General features: G+C 60.9%; 16 protein-coding genes and 1 pseudogene. 7 read left to right on the forward strand and 10 right to left on the reverse strand.

Annotated elements, in window-relative coordinates:
- The first annotated feature begins 59 nt into the window (after positions 1-59).
- On the forward strand, positions 60-368 hold the full coding sequence (locus tag D8U82_RS17700; protein WP_039762818.1) for an addiction module antidote protein: 309 nt from the start codon (positions 60-62) through the stop codon (positions 366-368).
- Between the two features lie 115 nt (positions 369-483).
- On the opposite strand, the gene D8U82_RS17705 is transcribed toward D8U82_RS17700, so the two are convergent.
- Positions 484-1,281 carry a class I SAM-dependent methyltransferase gene (locus D8U82_RS17705; RefSeq protein ID WP_110598928.1) on the reverse strand — a complete coding sequence of 266 codons (798 nt, stop codon included), beginning with the start codon at positions 1,279-1,281 and terminating at the stop codon, positions 484-486.
- 307 nt (positions 1,282-1,588) lie between these two features.
- Between D8U82_RS17705 and D8U82_RS17710 the strand changes: the two genes are divergently transcribed.
- Positions 1,589-1,780, forward strand: coding sequence for an antitoxin (locus D8U82_RS17710; RefSeq protein WP_130902641.1), 192 nt, complete (start codon positions 1,589-1,591; stop codon positions 1,778-1,780).
- Positions 1,770-2,039, forward strand: a pseudogene (locus D8U82_RS17715) (type II toxin-antitoxin system RelE/ParE family toxin). Before D8U82_RS17710 ends, D8U82_RS17715 begins: the two are co-directional and overlap by 11 nt.
- Before the next feature lie 76 nt (positions 2,040-2,115).
- On the opposite strand, the gene D8U82_RS17720 reads toward D8U82_RS17715, so the two are convergent.
- Complete coding sequence (locus tag D8U82_RS17720) at positions 2,116-3,015, reverse strand: LysR family transcriptional regulator (RefSeq protein WP_024012435.1); 900 nt, start codon at positions 3,013-3,015, stop codon at positions 2,116-2,118.
- A gap of 215 nt (positions 3,016-3,230) precedes the next feature.
- On the opposite strand from D8U82_RS17720, the gene D8U82_RS17725 reads away from it, so the two are divergent.
- Together D8U82_RS17725 and D8U82_RS17730 are read left to right on the forward strand one after the other, a co-directional pair.
- Positions 3,231-4,253 carry an alpha/beta hydrolase gene (locus D8U82_RS17725; protein WP_130902642.1) on the forward strand — a complete coding sequence of 341 codons (1,023 nt, stop codon included), beginning with the start codon at positions 3,231-3,233 and terminating at the stop codon, positions 4,251-4,253.
- Positions 4,254-4,361: 108 nt separating this feature from the next.
- Positions 4,362-5,789: a mechanosensitive ion channel family protein gene (locus D8U82_RS17730; RefSeq protein WP_125926664.1), complete on the forward strand. Its 1,428-nt coding sequence runs from the start codon at positions 4,362-4,364 to the stop codon at positions 5,787-5,789.
- Positions 5,790-5,998: 209 nt separating this feature from the next.
- Here the strand turns inward: D8U82_RS17730 and ycaC are convergent, their stop codons facing one another.
- The 6 genes from ycaC to D8U82_RS17760 form a co-directional block, all read right to left on the reverse strand.
- Positions 5,999-6,622 carry an isochorismate family cysteine hydrolase YcaC gene (gene ycaC / locus D8U82_RS17735; RefSeq protein WP_016774080.1) on the reverse strand — a complete coding sequence of 208 codons (624 nt, stop codon included), beginning with the start codon at positions 6,620-6,622 and terminating at the stop codon, positions 5,999-6,001.
- 68 nt (positions 6,623-6,690) lie between these two features.
- Positions 6,691-8,529, reverse strand: a complete 1,839-nt coding sequence (locus tag D8U82_RS17740; protein ID WP_125926665.1) for an amidohydrolase — start codon at positions 8,527-8,529, stop codon at positions 6,691-6,693.
- A gap of 40 nt (positions 8,530-8,569) precedes the next feature.
- Positions 8,570-9,196, reverse strand: a complete 627-nt coding sequence (locus D8U82_RS17745; RefSeq protein ID WP_110646470.1) for an antibiotic biosynthesis monooxygenase — start codon at positions 9,194-9,196, stop codon at positions 8,570-8,572.
- The gene (locus tag D8U82_RS17750; RefSeq protein WP_024012430.1) at positions 9,189-9,602 is read right to left on the reverse strand and encodes a DoxX family protein; all 414 of its coding nucleotides are present in this window, start codon (positions 9,600-9,602) and stop codon (positions 9,189-9,191) included. Before D8U82_RS17750 ends, D8U82_RS17745 begins: the two co-directional genes overlap by 8 nt.
- Positions 9,603-9,844: 242 nt before the next feature.
- Positions 9,845-10,768, reverse strand: a complete 924-nt coding sequence (locus D8U82_RS17755; RefSeq protein ID WP_130902643.1) for a LysR family transcriptional regulator — start codon at positions 10,766-10,768, stop codon at positions 9,845-9,847.
- A 54-nt stretch (positions 10,769-10,822) separates the two neighbouring features.
- Positions 10,823-11,806, reverse strand: coding sequence for an MBL fold metallo-hydrolase (locus tag D8U82_RS17760; protein ID WP_130902644.1), 984 nt, complete (start codon positions 11,804-11,806; stop codon positions 10,823-10,825).
- A gap of 236 nt (positions 11,807-12,042) precedes the next feature.
- Between D8U82_RS17760 and D8U82_RS17765 the strand changes: the two genes are divergently transcribed.
- The gene (locus tag D8U82_RS17765; RefSeq protein ID WP_130902645.1) at positions 12,043-12,474 is read left to right on the forward strand and encodes an AraC family transcriptional regulator; all 432 of its coding nucleotides are present in this window, start codon (positions 12,043-12,045) and stop codon (positions 12,472-12,474) included.
- Positions 12,475-12,608: 134 nt separating this feature from the next.
- A complete protein-coding gene (locus tag D8U82_RS17770; RefSeq protein ID WP_130902646.1) occupies positions 12,609-15,533 on the forward strand; it encodes a winged helix-turn-helix domain-containing protein in 2,925 nt (974 codons plus the stop codon).
- Here the strand turns inward: D8U82_RS17770 and D8U82_RS17775 are convergent.
- Together D8U82_RS17775 and D8U82_RS17780 are read right to left on the reverse strand one after the other, a co-directional pair.
- Complete coding sequence (locus D8U82_RS17775) at positions 15,498-16,970, reverse strand: winged helix-turn-helix domain-containing protein (protein WP_130902647.1); 1,473 nt, start codon at positions 16,968-16,970, stop codon at positions 15,498-15,500. The two genes, D8U82_RS17770 and D8U82_RS17775, sit on opposite strands and share 36 nt — an antisense overlap.
- A 90-nt stretch (positions 16,971-17,060) precedes the next feature.
- Positions 17,061-18,011, reverse strand: coding sequence for a GlxA family transcriptional regulator (locus tag D8U82_RS17780; protein WP_130886925.1), 951 nt, complete (start codon positions 18,009-18,011; stop codon positions 17,061-17,063).
- Positions 18,012-18,034: the final 23 nt, after the last annotated feature.

Here is an 18,034-nt window from a genome sequence, read left to right on the forward strand (position 1 = left end):
AAATCCTCACAAAGCGCAGACATCCGACGCGCACAAAAAATGACAAAGGAGGTTTAACCATGAGCCAGACTTTGACGAATTTCGACATGGTCGCGCTGCTCGACAGTGATGAAGCCATCAGTGAGTACCTGTCACAGGTGCTTGCAGACGGAGACAGCGAAGAATTCCTTCGCGCGATCGGCTACGTGTTAAAGGCGCGAGGAATGACGCAGATCGCCAAGAATTCAGGCATGGGTCGTGAAAGTTTGTACAAAGCTTTTGCTCCCGGAGCGAAGCCGCGCTTTGACACAGTGTTGAAGGTGATTCATGCGTTGGGCATTGATCTTTATGCGCAGCCGGGGCACGTAGTCAATCACGCCGTTCCCTGAATTTTCTGGCGGTCACAAGGCCGCCATCGCGAGCAGGCTCGCTCCCACACTGGAATGCGTTTCCCTGTGGGAGCGAGCCTGCTCGCGAAGAGGCCAGCCGTCGCAAAAAAGGTTCTCAGGCCTTGCTCACCACCAGGCTAAAGCACATCGGCAACTGCGCCTGCTGGTTCAGGTAGCAGTCATACACCTCTTCCCGGTTCGAATGCGCATATTCCTGAAAATCAACGATGCTCAGCCCCGCTCCAATGGCGCCGCTGAAGATCGCGCCCAGCGTATGCACGTACCAGTACGACTTCGCCGCCGGCTGCTCGACCTTGCCGACATACACAATCGGTTCTTCCTGCACAAACGGCTCGACACGGAAATACGAGCTGGCGAGGCGGTAGGGATCTTCAGCCTGCGGATCAACCATTTCCAGAAAAGGATGGGTTTCGTAGATCACCAGTTTGCCGCCCGGCTTCAGCACCTGCGCGACATGATGGAAGAATTCGCCGATGTCAGGCATCCAGTTGAGTACACCAATGGTAATCAGGGCTACGTCGAAGCGGTTATGCAGCGATGCGGGCAGATGGTGGATGTCGCTCTCGACGAATTCGGCAGTATGCGGCGAGCGGCTGTTGAGCTCGCGGGCCTGCTCAAGAAACGCTGCCGATTGATCGACGCCGACGACACTGCGGGCACCCAGCGCAAACAGCGACAGGCTCTCCCGACCGTTATTGCAGCCCAGTTGAATCACGTCTTTGCCGTCGACGTCCAGCAAGCCGCGCAAAGTGTCATCAAGGCAGCAAAACTCTGCCTGCGCGACATCGTTGAGCAATGCCTGCCAGTCCGGCGAATCCTGATGATGACGGGCGGAATCGTTCCACGCCTGTCGATTGCTTTCGATGGCGGTTTTGGGGTTGGGCACTTCCATGGCGCTACTCCGGGTGAGGCTCGTGATTGAGCGGCGTGAGTCTAGAACAGACCCGGGTGGTGGTTGTTCCAATGTTGTAATCACACTGCGCAGTCCTCTTCAGCGAGTCCTACAGAAAAAGGAAGGAACTCGGGAAACCCCAACCGTTTTCCTACATCTTCCGTCGGTTGGCCGTCGGAAGCGCTCAGTCTAGGATTTGTCGAACTACAAGTACTCATGGAGCTCGACCAAGATGCAGTTCATCCAGACAACGACGACAGCAATCCCTGTACCGAATAGACTGCCAGGCATTGAACCCGGAGGCACTATGGACGGCAAAATCTTTCCCGACGATTCAGGGTTCGAAAACGACAAGCAGGCTGCCAGTCATGATCGCTGGTTGCGAGCCAAGGTGCAGGCGTCCAGAGATGATCCCCATCCGAGTCTCCCCCATGAGGACGTGATGGCGGACATGCATGCCTTGATCGAATCCATGCGAAAAAAGGCCGATGCAGATTGAGTGGCGGCCCGAAGCCAAGGCCGATCTTTCGAACATCCTCAGATACATTGGCTAGAGAAACTTTGCAGCCGCAGTGAGTCTCTCGAAATCCATCGAAGAATCCACAACCTCACTCTCCGTTCATCCCCATCTCTACCGTAAAGGTCGATCTCCCGGCACCCGGGAAATCGTTATACATCCTAACTACGTAGTGATTTATGAGGTGACGGATCGAATCGAGATACTTAGCGTTTTGCATACCCGACAGGAATATCCATAAAGACATAGCAGGAAAAAACGGTGTGACGTTCGCCCGATCGATAACACGCCGTTTGTTTGCCCAGTAGGCACCACTATCAAAGATTCACATGACTCTGGTTAAGCCGCTCACGCAAAAACTCCACCAGCGCCTGCACCGGCCGCGAAGCCTGGCGATGCTGCGGATAAACCGCCGACAGGGTCAGCGGCTCCGGGCGCAGGTCATCCAGCACCGGCACCAGCCGCCCGTCCTTCAACGCCGCACCGACGATGAAGGTTGGCAGATAGGTAATGCCCATCCCCTGCACCGCTGCGTCTCGCAGCAGTTCGCCGTTGTTGACGCGCATGCGCCCGGTGACGTTGATCAGCAGCGGTTTGCCCGGTGCTTCGTTGAAGCGCCATTGCACCGAGCGACCGTGGCCGTAAGGCAGGCAATCGTGGCTGTGCAGGTCTTCGGGTTTGAGTGGTGTGCCGCGTTCGGCGAGGTAGGCCGGGCTGGCGCAGTAGACCCGTTCGATGCTGGCGATGCGCCGGGCGATCAGTGTCGAATCTTCCAGCACGCCGATGCGCAGGGCCAGGTCGTAACCTTCGCCGAGCAGGTCGACCGGGCGATCGCTTAAATCGACCTCGACGGTGACTTCGCGATAACGCTGCAGGAACAACGGCAGCAGACAACCCAGATGCGCCACCGCGAACGACAGCGGCGCGCTGAGGCGAATCGTGCCGCGCGGCTCGGCGGTTTCGCCGGCGATGCCCTGCTCGACCTGCTCGACTTCTCCGAGCAAACGCAACGCCGATTCGTAATAGCTCTGCCCCAAGGGGGTGACGTCGAGGCGGCGGGTCGAGCGGTTCAACAAGCGCACACCGAGGCGCTCTTCCAGTTGCATCAAACGGCGGCTGACGAATTGCTTGGACAGGCCCAACTGATCGGCCGCAGCGGTGAAGCTGCCGGAGTCCATCACCTGGCAAAAAATACGCATGTCTTCGAACGGGTTCATTGTCACTCTCTGGTGGACAGTTAAACGCTTTATAGCCGCTTTTTCGCTTTTCAGCAGCCCATTAATCTGTGCTCACGGTTTGAAAACAACCCTGAACACAAAGAGCTGCCGAAGGCAGCCATCTGATCGTTGGGACGCGGAGCGTCCCCGGCTGCATTCCCACGCAGAGCGTGGGAACGATCAGAAAATCAAAATCATTCAAAAGGATTTCCACCATGAACATCGTCAAGAAAACCATCGCCGCGTCCCTCCTCGCCCTCTCCGTCAGCAGCGCTTTCGCCGCTGGCAGCCCTGGCGTCGAACACAACACCCAAGCGTTCCTCGATGCCCTCGCCGCTGGCGGTGGTCGTCCGCTGGAGCAACTGAGCCCGAAAGACGCCCGTGCGGTGCTGACCGGTGCGCAGGCTTCGGTGAAGGTTGATCTGTCCGGTGTGGAGGTCAGCGACAAGGCGATCAAGGTCGATGGCCAGACCCTCAACCTGAAAGTGGTGCGCCCGACCAAGGTCAAAGGCGAGTTGCCGGTGTTCATGTTCTTCCACGGTGGCGGCTGGGTACTGGGTGACTTCCCGACGCACCAGCGCCTGATCCGTGATCTGGTGGTCGGCTCGGGCGCTGTTGCGGTGTATGTCGATTACACGCCATCGCCGGAAGCGCAGTACCCGACCGCGATCAATCAGGCTTACGCCGCGACGAAATGGGTGGCCGAGCACGGCAAGGACATCGGTGTCGATGGCAAACGTCTGGCAGTGGCCGGCAACAGCGTCGGCGGCAACATGGCGGCGGTCGTGGCGTTGATGGCCAAGGAGCAGAAAACCCCTGCCCTGCGCTTCCAACTGTTGATGTGGCCGGTGACCAATGCGCAATTCGACGACGGTTCTTACCAGCAATTTGCCGAGGGACACTTCCTTACCAAGGGCATGATGCAGTGGTTCTGGGACAACTACACCACCAACCCGGCCGAGCGTGCGCAGATCCATGCCTCGCCGCTCAAAGCCAGCGCCGAACAGCTCAAGGGCCTGCCCGCTGCCCTGGTGCAGACCGCCGAGTTCGACGTGCTGCGTGATGAAGGCGAAGGTTATGCGCGGCATCTGGATGCGGCCGGCGTGCCGGTGACCTCGGTGCGTTACAACGGGATGATTCATGACTTTGGTCTGCTCAATCCGCTGAGCCAGATTCCGGAAGTCAAAGCCGCGGTGCGTCAGGCGGCGGCTGAACTGAAGACTCATCTGAATCCATAAAAGCAAAAGATCGCAACCTGCGGCAGCGCCTACCCTGGAATACGATTCCCTGTAGGAACTGCCGCAGGCTGCGATCTTTTTTCTCACCAGCGTCGCGGAGTACCGGTCATGACTCTTTTCTACGCCCACCTGCTGTCCTGGAGCGCCGTCCTGCTCCTGCTCGACGCCGCACTCTGGCACTTCTCGCCCTTCAGCCACCGCGCGCCGCGAGTCGGCGTGCGTCTGGCGCTGTTTCTGGCGTTCAGCGCGCTGGTGATCAATGCCGGTGTCAGCCCGTTGCAGGCTCCGCTGTTCGCTGATGATCGCGTGGCACAACTGGGGGCGACGGCGCTGGGGATTCTCTGGTGGTTGTACGCAGCACGGGTGCTGACCGAAGTGATCGGCCTGGCGCTGATGCGCCGCATCGGTCACAGCGGACGCTTGTTGCAGGATGTCATCGGCGCGCTGGTGTTTCTGGTCGCCATTGTTGCGGCAGCCGGTTACGTGCTGGAGCTGCCAGTCAAAGGTCTGCTGGCGACTTCCGGGGTAGTCGCCATCGTGGTCGGTCTGGCGCTGCAAAGCACCCTCGCCGACGTGTTTTCCGGCATCGTCCTCAACACCACCAAGCCGTATCAGGTGGACGATCTGGTGATGATCGACGGCGTCGAAGGCAAGGTCTTCGATATCGACTGGCGCGCCACGCACCTGCTGACCAGCGCCGGCACCATGGCCGTGGTACCGAACTCGGTGGCGGCCAAGGCGAAAATCGTCAACCTCAGCCGGCCGAGCAACATGCACGGCGTCTCGATCAGTATCAAGGTGCCGAACCACATTCGCCCGCGGCGGGTACTGGATGCCCTTGATCGCACCTTGCAGGGCAGCAGTTCGCTGCTGCTCAGCCCGCCGCCGAAAGCCGTGCTCAAAGAGGCCGGCGAAACCATGTCGGAATACGTTGCCAGCGGTTTCATCGCCGAGCTGGGCAAGAAGAGCGAAGTGCGCAATCAACTGTTCGACCTCGCCCACCGCCATCTCGAAGCGGCGGGTATTTCGCGCCATCCCGACGGCGTGATCGAACCGTCGAGCCGTGCTCGTGCATTGCTGGATGAGGTGAAGATTTTCCGCTCGCTGAGCAGTGAAGAACGCGATCGCCTCGCTGAGTCGATGGTCGCGCAGCAGTACACGGCCGGTCAGGTGGTGCTGGATCTGGACGAGGTGCCGGACAGTCTGTTCGTGATCGCCACGGGCGTGGTCAGCGCGACGGTGCCGGACGGCAATGGCCAGACCGAGGCCGGGCGCATGGGGCCGAGCGAAGTCATGGGCGAACAGAGCATTCTTGCCGATACTCCGTCGCAGGCGACGTTCACAGCGCTGACGTCGAGCATCATCTATCGTCTCGACAAACAGTTGACCCGTGAGTGCATGGACAAGCGCAGCGAAGTCGGCCGGGCCTTGAACAAGTTGCAGGCGGTGCGTCAGCAGAACAGTCGCCTCGCGTTGATGGCCAAACCGGTGGCGGTGAAAAAAGGTGGTTTCTTGGGTTGGTTGCAAAAACGCTGATCTGAAACTTTGAAGATCAAAAGCTCACCCCCTCACCCCAGCCCTCTCCCCCTAAGGGGGCGAGGGTGAAAGGGAGCCGATCTCCATGCGTTTCAAGAGCGGAGCTCGGCTCGGTATTGCAGGTCGATGCAACTCTAGCAAACAACGCTGTCAGTCCCCTCTCCCTCCGGGAGAGGGCTAGGGTGAGGGGCTTTTGACTTTCGACCAGATTACTTGGCAGTGAACTTGGTGTAGCTGTTGATCAGGTTGCGATAGTTGGGCAGACGCTCGGACAGCAGATGCGCCAGACCTTCCATGTCGTTGCGCCAGTCGCCCTGCAGCTCGCAGGCCACAGCGAACCAGTTCATCAGATGTGCACCGGCGGCGGACATCCGCGCCCACGCTGCTTGTTGCACGGTGGTGTTGAAGGTACCCGACGAGTCGGTGACGACGAACACTTCGAAGCCTTCAGCGATCGCCGACAGGGTCGGGAAAGCTACGCAAACGTCGGTCACGACACCGGCGATGATCAGTTGCTTGCGGCCGGTGGCCTTGATCGCTTTGACGAAGTCTTCGTTGTCCCAGGCGTTGATCTGGCCTGGACGCTGGATGAACGGCGCGTCAGGGAATTGCTCGAGCAGCTCGGGCACGATCGGGCCGTTTGGACCTGCGTCGAAGCTGGTGGTCAGAATGGTCGGCAGCTTGAAGAACTTGGCGATGTCGCCCAGTGCCAGCACGTTGTTCTTGAACTCGTTCGGCGAGAAATCCTGCACCAGCGAGATCAGACCGGTCTGGTGGTCGACCAGCAGGACGACGGCATCATCTTTGTTCAGACGCTTGTAAGGAACGCTCATGGCAAAACTCCTGGATGGATGGTTGTTGCGGGAAGCGCCGGCCCCGATGACCGGCGCTTTTTTCAAACTCAGAACGCGAAGCAGGAACAGCCGAATGCGCCCCAGAAACCGGCGAAATCGCTGACCGGCGCATTCGACATCCGCGCTTTTTCATGGCTGTGGGTGTGCACGGCGCACGGCCCGCTGCACTGGTGCACCTGCGCCTGCAGTGGCGAGTTCGGGCGCCAGTGGCCCGGTACTTTGACCACTGGCGACCAGTCCGGCAGCACCGGAATCGAACGCGGGCCGAGGTCTTCGAAGTCGCCGGCGGCGTAGACGATCTTGCCGCCGACCACGGTCATCACCGACTCGATCCACTTGATCGCTTCCTCTTCAACGTTGAAGAAGTCCGCGCTCAGTGCCGCCAGGTCTGCCAGTTGGCCGACGCGGATCTGGCCCTTCTTGCCCTGCTCCGAGGAGAACCAGGCGCTGCCATGGGTGAACAGCTCCAGTGCAGTGCTGCGTGGCAGACCTTCTTCGTAAAGCGCCAGACCGCCAACGGTACGGCCACTGACCATCCAGTACAGCGAGGTCCACGGGTTGTAGCTGGACACGCGCGTGGCGTCGGTGCCGGCGCCGACCGGCACGCCTTCGGCGAGCATGCGCTTGATCGGTGGCGTGGCTTCGGCAGCTTGTTTGCCGTAGCGATCGACGAAGTATTCACCCTGGAACGCCATGCGATCCTGAATCGCGATGCCGCCGCCCAGCGCTTTCACGCGCTCGATGTTTTGCGGAGTGATGGTTTCAGCGTGGTCGAAGAACCACGGCAGACCGTTGAACGGAATGTCGCGGTTGACCTTCTCGAACACATCGAGCATGCGGCTGATCGATTCGTTGTACGTGGCGTGCAGACGGAACGGCCAGCGCTGCTCAACGAGGTGGCGCACCACCGGTTCCAGTTCCTGCTCCATGGTCTGCGGCAGGTCCGGGCGCGGTTCGAGGAAGTCTTCGAAGTCGGCGGCGGAGAACACCAGCATTTCGCCGGCGCCGTTGTGGCGCAGGTAGTCGTCGCCCTGATGCAACTTGACGCTGCCGGTCCAGTTCTGGAAATCGGTCAGCTCTTCTTTCGGCTTCTGGGTGAACAGGTTGTAGGCGATGCGTACGGTCAACTGATCGTCTTTGGCCAGTTGCTCGATCACCTGGTAATCGTCCGGATAGTTCTGGAAACCACCGCCGGCGTCGATTGCACTAGTCAGGCCGAGGCGATTGAGTTCACGCATGAACTGGCGGGTCGAGTTGACCTGATATTCCAGCGGCAGCTTCGGCCCTTTGGCCAGGGTCGAGTAGAGAATCATCGCGTTCGGCCGCGCGACCAGCATGCCGGTCGGGTTGCCGTTGCTGTCGCGCACGATCTCGCCGCCCGGCGGGTTCGGCGTGTCGCGGGTGTAACCGGCCACGCGCAGGGCGGCGCGGTTGAGCAGCGCACGGTCGTAGAGGTGCAGGATGAACACCGGAGTATCCGGCGCGGCCTGGTTGATTTCTTCCAGGGTCGGCATGCGTTTTTCGGCGAACTGGAATTCGTTCCAGCCACCGACCACGCGCACCCACTGCGGGGTCGGCGTGCGATCGGCCTGGTCTTTGAGCATACGCAGCGCGTCGGCGAGCGATGGCACACCTTCCCAGCGCAGTTCGAGGTTGTAGTTCAAACCGCCACGAATCAGGTGCAGGTGCGAGTCGTTGAGGCCAGGGATGACGCAGCGGCCCTTCATGTCGACCACTTGTGTGGCGCTGCCCTTGAGGGCCATGGCCTCGGCATCGTTACCGACGGCAACGAAGCGGCCGTCCTTGATCGCCACCGCACTGGCCAGTGGTTTTTCCCGGTCTACGGTATGAAACTGGCCATTGAATAAAATCAGATCGGCGCTCATCGCAGTTCCTCAAGCGAAAGTGAAAAGAAGCAAACCCCGCTCAACGCGGCGAGGTTTCTTGGGAATCGAGGTGTTCATGGGCCTGGCTGGCTTCCAGCCACGGGGTGAACAAACGGGTAACCGGCGGCATCACCACGTAGACCACCGAGAGGACGATGGTCAGGGTGATCAGGAACGTGGCGACCACGTAGTTGGACAGAAGCGGATGCAGCGCCAGCAGCGGGCCCCAGATCAGCGGCACCAGCAGGGTGTGCGGCAGAATCACCAACAGCGTGACGACAGCCTGCTTCCAGCGCGGCGGTGGCGAGCCGGCTTCGGCCAGCGGTGTGAACCAGAATTCATTGACCGGCGCGACTTCGGTCTGATCGCCATCGGCCAGCATCGGTGCGGCTTCAGCCACCAGCGCCTGACGCTCGGAGGATTCCAGCCAGCCCTGCATCGCTTCGGTGGAGCTGAAGCGCAATACGCACGTGTAGAAATCCAGACGCCCGCGCTTGCCGCGCACCACGTCCACACCCAAATGCCCTTCCCGCTGGCCGGCGACGCGCACGATGTTGCGCAGCCATGCTTCATACGCCGATTCGAAACCGGTTTTGACCGAGTGTTTGATGATCAACGTGACGGTCTCATCGGCCCCCGGTGCTTGTGAATTGAGGACTTCAGGCATAACGCAGCACTCCGGGCAAACGAACAGGAATCGCCAGCCGTCCGGGCCCGGCGATCAATACGGTGGTGAAAAGAATCAATAGCAACCAGCCAAACTGCCCTTCAGCCACACTCCATTGCGGATGCACGACCAGCAGCGCCACGAGCAGTACAAAGAGAATAGGCAAGCAGGCCAAACGCGCCAGCACACCGGCGACGATCAGCAACGGGCAGAGGACTTCGGCGAAAATCGCCAGGATCAGGGTCAGGTGGGCGCCGAGATGGAACGGGTCTTCGATCAGTTGCAACTGCGCGGTGAAGTCCAGCAACTTCGGTAAGCCGTGCACCCACAACAGAAACAACCCGCCGCTGACCCGCAGGAACAGCAACCCGATGTCGCGCGCCTGTTCATCCCTCGTAGCAATCATGACCCGACCCTTTGAATGTCATTGACGGGAATCATGCCAAGGCCGGCGCGGAAGAAATTGGATGGGTGTGCTTAGTTGCTTTTCAGACCACAGAATTCCCTGTGCTTGATCGTTCCCACGCTCTGCGTGGGAATGCAGCTCGGGACGCTCCGCGTCCCATCCAACGCCGAACGCGAAGCGTTCGTTGAGGCATTCCTTTGCTGCGCGTGGGAATGATCAGCATCGGAGATCGGCGCTGGGATCTATATCGCCTGAATACCCAGCGGCGCCGCCATGAACTGGCTAATGCGCGAGCGCAGCCATTTCTCTGCCGGGTCGTTGTCGTGCACCCCGCTCCACGCCATCGACAATTGCGCGGCATCGATCGGGAATGGCGGGTCTTCGGCACGCAGTGCGCAGCCTTCAACAAGGGCACAGGCGGCGTAATCCGGCACCGTGGCGATCATCTCGGTACCGGCGAGCAAGGCGCGCAAGCCGCTGAACTGCGGCACACCAAGAACCACCCGGCGGCAGCGGCCGATCTTGGCCAGATCCAGGTCGATATTGCCGCTCAGATCACCGGAGAACGACACCATCGCATGCGGACGCGCGCAATATTCGTCCAGCGTCAGCGGCCCCGGACGGTCGTCGCCGCGCAGCACTTTGCAGGGAATATCACGCAGCTTCTTGCGCTTGGCATTGGCCGGCAGATCCGTGGTGTAGCTGACGCCCACGGAGATTTCCCCCGAAGCCAACAGCGCCGGCATCAACAGGTAGTTGGCGCGGCGTACCACCACGACAATCCCCGGCGCCTCCTGCTGAAGCTGGCGCAACAGCGGCGGAAACAGACCGAACTCGGCGTCGTCCGACAGACCGATGCGAAACACATCGCAACTGCTCGCCGGTTCGAATTCCTTGGCGCGGCTGACTGCGCCGGAAATCACGTCCATCGCCGGTTGCAGCTCCTTGAGGATCGCCAGCGCCCGCGCCGTCGGTTCCATACCGCGACCGTTGCGCAGCAGCAACGGATCGTCGAACAGATCACGCAAGCGCCCCAGCGCAGCACTGACCGCCGGCTGGCCCATGAACAGTTTTTCCGCCACACGGGTCAGATTCTTTTCGAACATCAACGCTTCGAAAATCACCAGCAGGTTCATGTCGACGCGGCGCAGATCGTTACGGTTCATGGGCGTGGTTTCCTTATCGGTGTCAGACGCTTTATGCCACTGGCGCTGGGCACTTTACTCGATCAACGGCACTTTCGCCGCGCGTTTGTAAGGGCCGTACTCCACCGGCACCCACTGGAAATGCTTGCCCTCGGCGGCGATGTGGCCGATGCCCGGGAACGGCAGATGCGCTGCCGTCACCCAGGTCTTGCTCGCTGCCGCAGCACTGAACACTGCCTGCCGACTGGCGATCGCTTGCTGACTGTTGACGTCGAAACCGATCGAGACTTCCGGGTGCAAGAACTGCACCGCCAGGTTGTGCACCAGATCGCCCATGAACACGATGCTCTGCTGCTGCGAGGTGAAGCGGTACGTGGTGCTGCCCGGGGTGTGCCCGGCTTCGAGGGTTGCTTCGACCAGTCCCGGCAATGGCGACTGCCCGGCGGCAAACATCTTGAAGCGGCCAGCGGCAACGTAGGGCGCCGTCGAATCCTGGGCAATTTTGAAAAACTCTTTGGCTCCCGCCGGGGCCTTGGCCAGTGCTGCCGGATCAAGCCAGTAATCGGCCTCTGCCTTGGCCGCATAGACGGTGGCATTGGCGAACAGCGGCTTCTTCTCTGCATCGACCAGACCGCAGACGTGATCGAGGTGCAGGTGGGTCAGCAAAATTGTGTCGACCTGCTCAGGCTTGTAACCGGCGGCCTGCATGTTGGCCGAGAGTTGGCCTGCGGTGGCGCCGATGCACTGCCCTGCGCCGGTGTCGACCAGAATCAGTTGCGTGCCGGTGTTGACCAGAAAGGCATTGAACGCCGTCTGCACGCCCGGGGTTTCAATCGAACGGCGTGCGAGCAGCGCGCGAATCTGACTCTGGCTCATGCCCTGCAACAACTTCGGCGACAAATCGTTGTAACCGTCGAACAACGCGGTGACTTCGTAATCGCCCACCGCCAAGCGGAAATAACCCGGCGCCTGAGTGCCCACCTGCGGTGCCTGCGCCATCGCGCCGGACATTGCCAGCATGACCGCCAGGGCCGTTGCTGCTTTCACCAAGCCTTTCATTGCATTCCCCTTTGAACCTGGCCAACGGCGGCCGTGCTTTGTCGACATCGTCGCGCAAAGCACCGGGCGCTGACTTGCAAGGATGTGCTGAGTTCCAGCCTGAGCGAGGAAATTAACAACGATTAACTCGTCAGCCTCAAGCCCTCGCCCAACAATGAAGCCCTCTGCGCAGCGTTGCTTTTTTGACCTGAGGGAATGCGCCGACCGTGTATTCCCCACCGACACGGACCTTGGCCATGGCTTATCTACAGCAAACCGTCGCCCTCGCCCCTGCCTGCGGACCGCGGAAAAACACGACTGGCGGACTCAGTCCGCAGCGCGAACGCCAGATCAAACAGTTGATCCTCGATCGACTGGGCGAAAGCCTGGAAGTGGCTGAGCTGGCCCGGGCATGTGCACTGTCGCGCAGTCACTTCTCCCGTGCATTCAAATGCAGCACCGGCCTGTCGCCACAGGACTGGATCCGCGCCCAGCGCCTGGCCCGGGCCAAGTTGCTGATCCAGCACACCGACTTGAGCCTGACGCAAATCAGCCTCGAATGCGGCTTCTGCGATCAGGCGCACTTCTGCCACATGTTCACCCGCAGCGAGGGCATCAATCCCTTCGCCTGGCGCTGTCGAGTCATGGGCAAGCCGAAAAACAACGCAGCGCAGCCTGCGGTGTTTTGACTGCTGCCGTTACGCCACCCGTTGCACTGATGCTCAAACCTGAGGATTATGCCCGGACACCCCGGATCAGACGGCCTGCGCATGCGCCAGGGACTGATTCGCCCTGTCCGCCGCATCACCGCAGGAGCGCGCTGTTGAGTTTCTCCCCGAATCAGGCCATTGCGTTTGGCCCCTATCGGATTCATCCCGGCCAACGACTGCTAATTGAAGGCCAACAGCCTCTGCGCCTGGGACGGCGGGCGATGGATATCCTCCTGATTTTGCTGGCCCACGCCGGTGAAGTGGTGAGCAAACAGCAATTGATGGCCGGCGTCTGGCCAGACAGCGTCGTCGAAGACATCAATCTGCGCGTGCACATGGCGGCCCTGCGCAAAGCGCTGGGCGACGGACAGAACGGTCAGCGCTACATAGTCACCGTGGCGCAGCGCGGCTACAGTTTTGTCGCACCGATCGTGCTCGACAGCATCGAACAAAAACCGGCGATGCCCGTCGCCAGACACAACCTGCCGCTGCGCCGTACGCGAATGATTGGGCGCCAGCCCGTGATCGATCACCTGATCGCGCAACTGCCGCGCCGACGCTGCATCACTCTGGTCGGTCCCGGCGGCATCGGCAAGACCACCGTCGCCCTGCGCGTCGCCGAACAATTGCTCGACCAGTATCGCGACGGCATCCGCCTGGTGGACTTGGCGCCCATCGCCGATCCCGCGCTGATCGGCTCGCATCTGGCGACGCTACTTGATCTGTCCGCGCCAGAAGGCGATGCGCAGGCTAGTCTGGTCGACGGCCTGCGAGAACGGCAAATGTTGTTGGTGATCGACAACTGCGAGCACTTGATCGATGCGGTCGCGTCGCTCAGCGAGCAGATTCTGCGGGGAGCGCCAAAGGTGCATATCCTCGCCACCAGCCGCGAGAGCCTGCGCGCGGAGGGCGAATTCGTGCAGCGTCTGGAATCGCTCGAATGCCCGTCCATGTCGACGCCGATGGAGCCGGCTCAGGCGCTGGGCTTTGCTGCGCTACAACTGTTTGTCGAGCGCGCCACCGCGGCGCGGGAAAGCTTTCAACTGAGTCGCGCCGAGCTACCGCAGGCGATCGAAATCTGCCAGCGCCTGGACGGCATTCCGCTGGCGCTGGAACTGGCCGCCGCACAGGTCAGCGAATTGGGCATGGACGGATTGCTCAAGCAATTGCGCGAGGGTTTGCCGCCATTGTCGGCTGGACACCCCAGCAGCGCCGAGCGCCACCTGACCCTGCGCGCAACGATGGACTGGAGCTTCAACCTGCTCAACGCCTGCGAACAAACCTGTCTGCGGCGACTGGGGATTTTCCGCGGCAGCTTCACCCTCGCCTCGGCGGCAGCGGTGGTCATCGGCCAACAGATTGATCCCGGCGCGGTGTTCACCGCAGTCACGCAATTGGTGGCCAAATCCCTGCTGAGCGTCGAAGTGGGCGACGAAGATGTTTTCTACCGGTTGCTCGACACCACGCGCCACTACGCACTGGAAAAACTCGAACAGGCCACCGAGCTCAGCGCAACCCGCCAACGCCACGCCGAGCGCTGCCTGACACTGATGCAGCAGGCGCAGGCGGATTGGGACAATACTCCGACTGTATTGTGGATGGAGCGCTATGCGAGGGGGCTGGAGGATTTGCGCGCGGCGCTGGACTGGAGCCTCGACGGGCCGGGCCCGGATGAGCTGGGCGTGCAACTGGCAGCCGCGTCGGCACCGTTGTGGCAGGAGCTGTCGTTGCTGCGCGATTACAGCCGCTATGTGCGCCGGGCACTGAGTTTGCTGGAGGCTTCGCCAGCAGACTCGCTGCTACCGCCCTGCCCTCGCCTGCAAATCGCCTTGAAACTGGCGCTCGGTAGCGCCAGCTATCACACCTGGGGCGGCACGCCACAAACCATTCAGGCCTTCGTCGACGCCTGCCAATTGGCCGAGGAACACGGCGATCTGGCCGGGCAACTGCGTGCGATATCGGGGCATATGGCGGTCAATCTGAGTTGCGGGCATTACCGCATGGCGCTGGCGCAGAGTGAGCAATTTGATCGCATCGGTGTGCACGGCGAGCCATTGCTGTCGCTGAGCACGCATCGCTTGCGCGTGCTGGCCCTGCATTATGCCGGCGACCAACCGCAGGCCCGCGTACATGCCGAGCAGGTGCTGCAACGCATGGCCCACAGCGGCCATCTCAATCGTTTCACCCATGGCTTTGGCGTGCAGTACGACCAGAGCGTCGCTTCGCTGACGGTACTGGCCCGCGTGCTATGGCTGCAGGGTCTGCCAGAACAGGCATGGCGCGCGGCACGGCAGGCGCTGGATATTGCCGTGCAGATCGACCATGGCACATCGATCTGCTACACGCTGGCGCTGGCCAGTTGTCTGATCGCCCATTACAACGGCGACGCCGCCAACGCCCGCGCGCTCCTGCAATTGTTGCTGGAGCAGTCGCAGAAGCATTCGGTACTGCTGTTCAATAATTGGGCGCGGCACTACGCGCAGGTGATCGATCCGGATAATGCCGCGCCGGTATCGACGCAGAGCAGCGGTTTGATCCGGGAAGTGATGGTTACGCTGGATGAGCGTTTTGTCGATGATGCACTGGTGGAGCGCGCGCGCACCGGGGATGCGGGTTGGAGTGCAGCGGAGATACTGCGGGCACGGGCGGTGGCATTAGTGAAGGGTTCAGAATGGCCCCTTCGCGAGCAGGCTCGCTCCCACAAGGGGTCGGTGTCGGGCGCAAATTCCGAGTTGTGCGCTGTTTCCTGTGGGAGCGAGCCTGCTCGCGAATCGGCCTGCTCAGACACCGCTGAAACCCGAGAAGCCGAACAAACCCTGCAACAAGCTCTGGCCATCGCCAGAAGCCAGGGCGCGTTGGCCTGGGAGCTGCGCAGCGCCACGGACCTCGCCCGATTATGGCAGCGCCAGTCCCGCCATCGCGAAGCATGGGATTTGCTCAGCCCCATTTACCAGCGCTTCACCGAAGGCTACGCCACCCCGGACTTGCGCAAGGTCCGCCTGCTACTCGACAGCCTGCGCGAGCAGTGCCTGGCCTGACGCATTGCGCGTGCGGCTGAGATAGCGCGCATGACGCTGTTGCAGTTCGAGCCTGTCGTCGCTGCGCTCAAAGCGATCACGGGCATAGCGGCGCACGGTGTTGAGCATCCAATAGCGTGCCGTTGCCCGGTTGGGTTCTTGAATGAGCAGTGACTTGCGCGCCAACCCTTCGATAATTGCGCTCAACCTGGATCCCGCCAGATCCACGCTGCTGATCACGCTCAGCGCAGCCTCCAGAGTAAAGCCCGTGCTGAACACCGACAGACGCAGCAGCACCCGCTGTTCCATTTCCGTCAGGTACTGGAAGCTCCAATCGATCGCAGCGGCCATTGACTGATGACGTGGTTCTGCGGTGCGCCGGCCTTGGCCAAGCAACTGCAGACCGTTTTCAACCTGGGCCTGTAAGCCGATCAAGCCCAGCGCATCGATCTGCGCAGCGGCGAGCTCGATCGCCAGCGGCAGACCGTCCAGTTGACGGCAGATCTCGCGCACGCCTGACAAATCCTGTTGACGCAAACTGAAGCCCTGTTGCCGCGCTCGCGCGCGATTGACGAATAGCTGCACCGCCGGATAGCCCATGGCTTCCTCGACGGAGTTCAATGTAGAGCGCTTGGGAATCGCCAGCAGCGGCACGTGATGAACGGCTTCCTGTGGAATGTGCAAGGCATCGCGGCCGGTGACCAGAATCGACAGGCGAGGCGCGGCATGCAACAGGGTCTCTACCAGAGTCGCGCAACTGTCGCGCCGGTGATCGCAGTTATCCAGCACCAACAAGGCGTGCCGACCGGACAGTGTGAAAAAGTCTGTATTCAGGGCGTGCAACAGGTGGTCGAGCAAGGGTTTGTCATCTTCGAGCATGGCAAGGTCGACCCACCAGGCGCCATCACGAAAGTATTGCAGCAGCAACTCCGCCACGCGCAGTGCCACAGTGGTTTTGCCAACACCCGGCGCACCGGTAATGGTCATCAAGCGGCACACCGGCATTTGTCGAACCAGACTACCGATCAGGGCGTCGCGCCCACTGACTGGCGTCAGTCGTGCCGGAAGATTGTGCAGTGGCGTGAGGGCGGCAGCGGGCATGTGCAGCGCATCACTTGTGCCCTGCTCCACCGGGGCGACAAAGCTGTAGCCGCACTGCGCCACGTGAATGATGTAACGCTGGCCGTTGGTGCCGTCGCCCAGTGCGCGGCGCAACGCCGCGATGTGCACCCGCAGGTTGATCTCTTCAACGATCGATGTCGGCCACACACGAGCAATCAACTGCTCTTTGCTGACTACCTCGCCCGCGTGTTCGAGCAGCACCTGAAGAATGTCCATGGCGCGCCCACCCATGCGCAGCGGCTGCTCGCCTTCAAGAACCAGACGCTGGCGCACATGAAAGGCGTAGGGGCCAAAACGCAGCACCGAACCTTGGCTTGTGTCGTTGTGATTATTCATGCCAAACATCTTGGCACTGTTGCGTGACGATACAACCGCCGGAGCCGACGCAGCACGGACATCCGGCTGCGTCTGACGGACAGAACCGCTCTAGCTGAACTGTTCGCGGTATTGTAACGGCGTAAGACCGAGCTTTTCGGCGAATAGCGAGCGCATGTGCCGGACACTGCCGAAACCACTTTTGTAGGCGATGGTTTTCAGCGGCAGATCGCTGGTTTCCAACAGGTTTCGCGCGCAGTCAATGCGGGCATTCTGCAGAAACTCCATGGGAGTCATGTTGACGTCACGGGCGAACAGGCGAGCAAAGTGCCGTGCGCTCATATTGGCCAATCCGGCCATGCGCTCGACTGTGAAGGGCTCATCCAAGTGTTCAAGTACGTAATTCTGCGCGCGGGTGATGGGCGTTTGTTGCGGTGAGACGGCCGCCATCAATGGGCTGAACTGGGCTTGCCCACCCTGACGCTTCATCACCACCAACAAAACCTTGGCGACGTCCTGGGCGATTTTCTTGCCGTGATCCCTGGCCACCACCGCCAGTGCCAGATCGATGCCAGCGGTCACGCCGCCCGAAGTGATGAGATTGCGATCCTCAACGTAGATCTGGTCGGTGGTCACCGTGGTTTTCGGGAAAGCCTTGATCAGGCGCTCGGTGTAGTTCCAGTGCGTGGTGACGCGATAACCGTCAAGCAGGCAGGCATGGCCGAGGATGAATGCGCCAGTGCAAATCGAACCGTAACGCTCCGCGCGCGGCACGGCTTTTTTCAACCAGCCAAACAGCTCGGGAAATCTCTGGTTATAGGCGCCGGGGCCGCCGGGCACCAATAACAGGTCATAGCGCTCGGCCGCCTCGTCGATGTGCAGATCAGCCTGAACCTGTACACCATTGGAAGCCTTGAGCAAGCCGCGCTCCGTCCCTAGTGTCGTCAGTTGATAGTGCAAATCAGGTTTCAGATAACGGTTGGCGACTGAAAACACTTCCAGCGGCCCGGCCATGTCGAGCATCAGAAAGTCGGGGAACAGCACCATTGCCACGGTTTTCATGGTAGGCATCACACATATTCAAG

Source organism: Pseudomonas sp. Sample_23 (assembly GCF_004307595.1).
In the GTDB taxonomy this organism is placed as follows: domain Bacteria; phylum Pseudomonadota; class Gammaproteobacteria; order Pseudomonadales; family Pseudomonadaceae; genus Aquipseudomonas; species Aquipseudomonas atacamensis.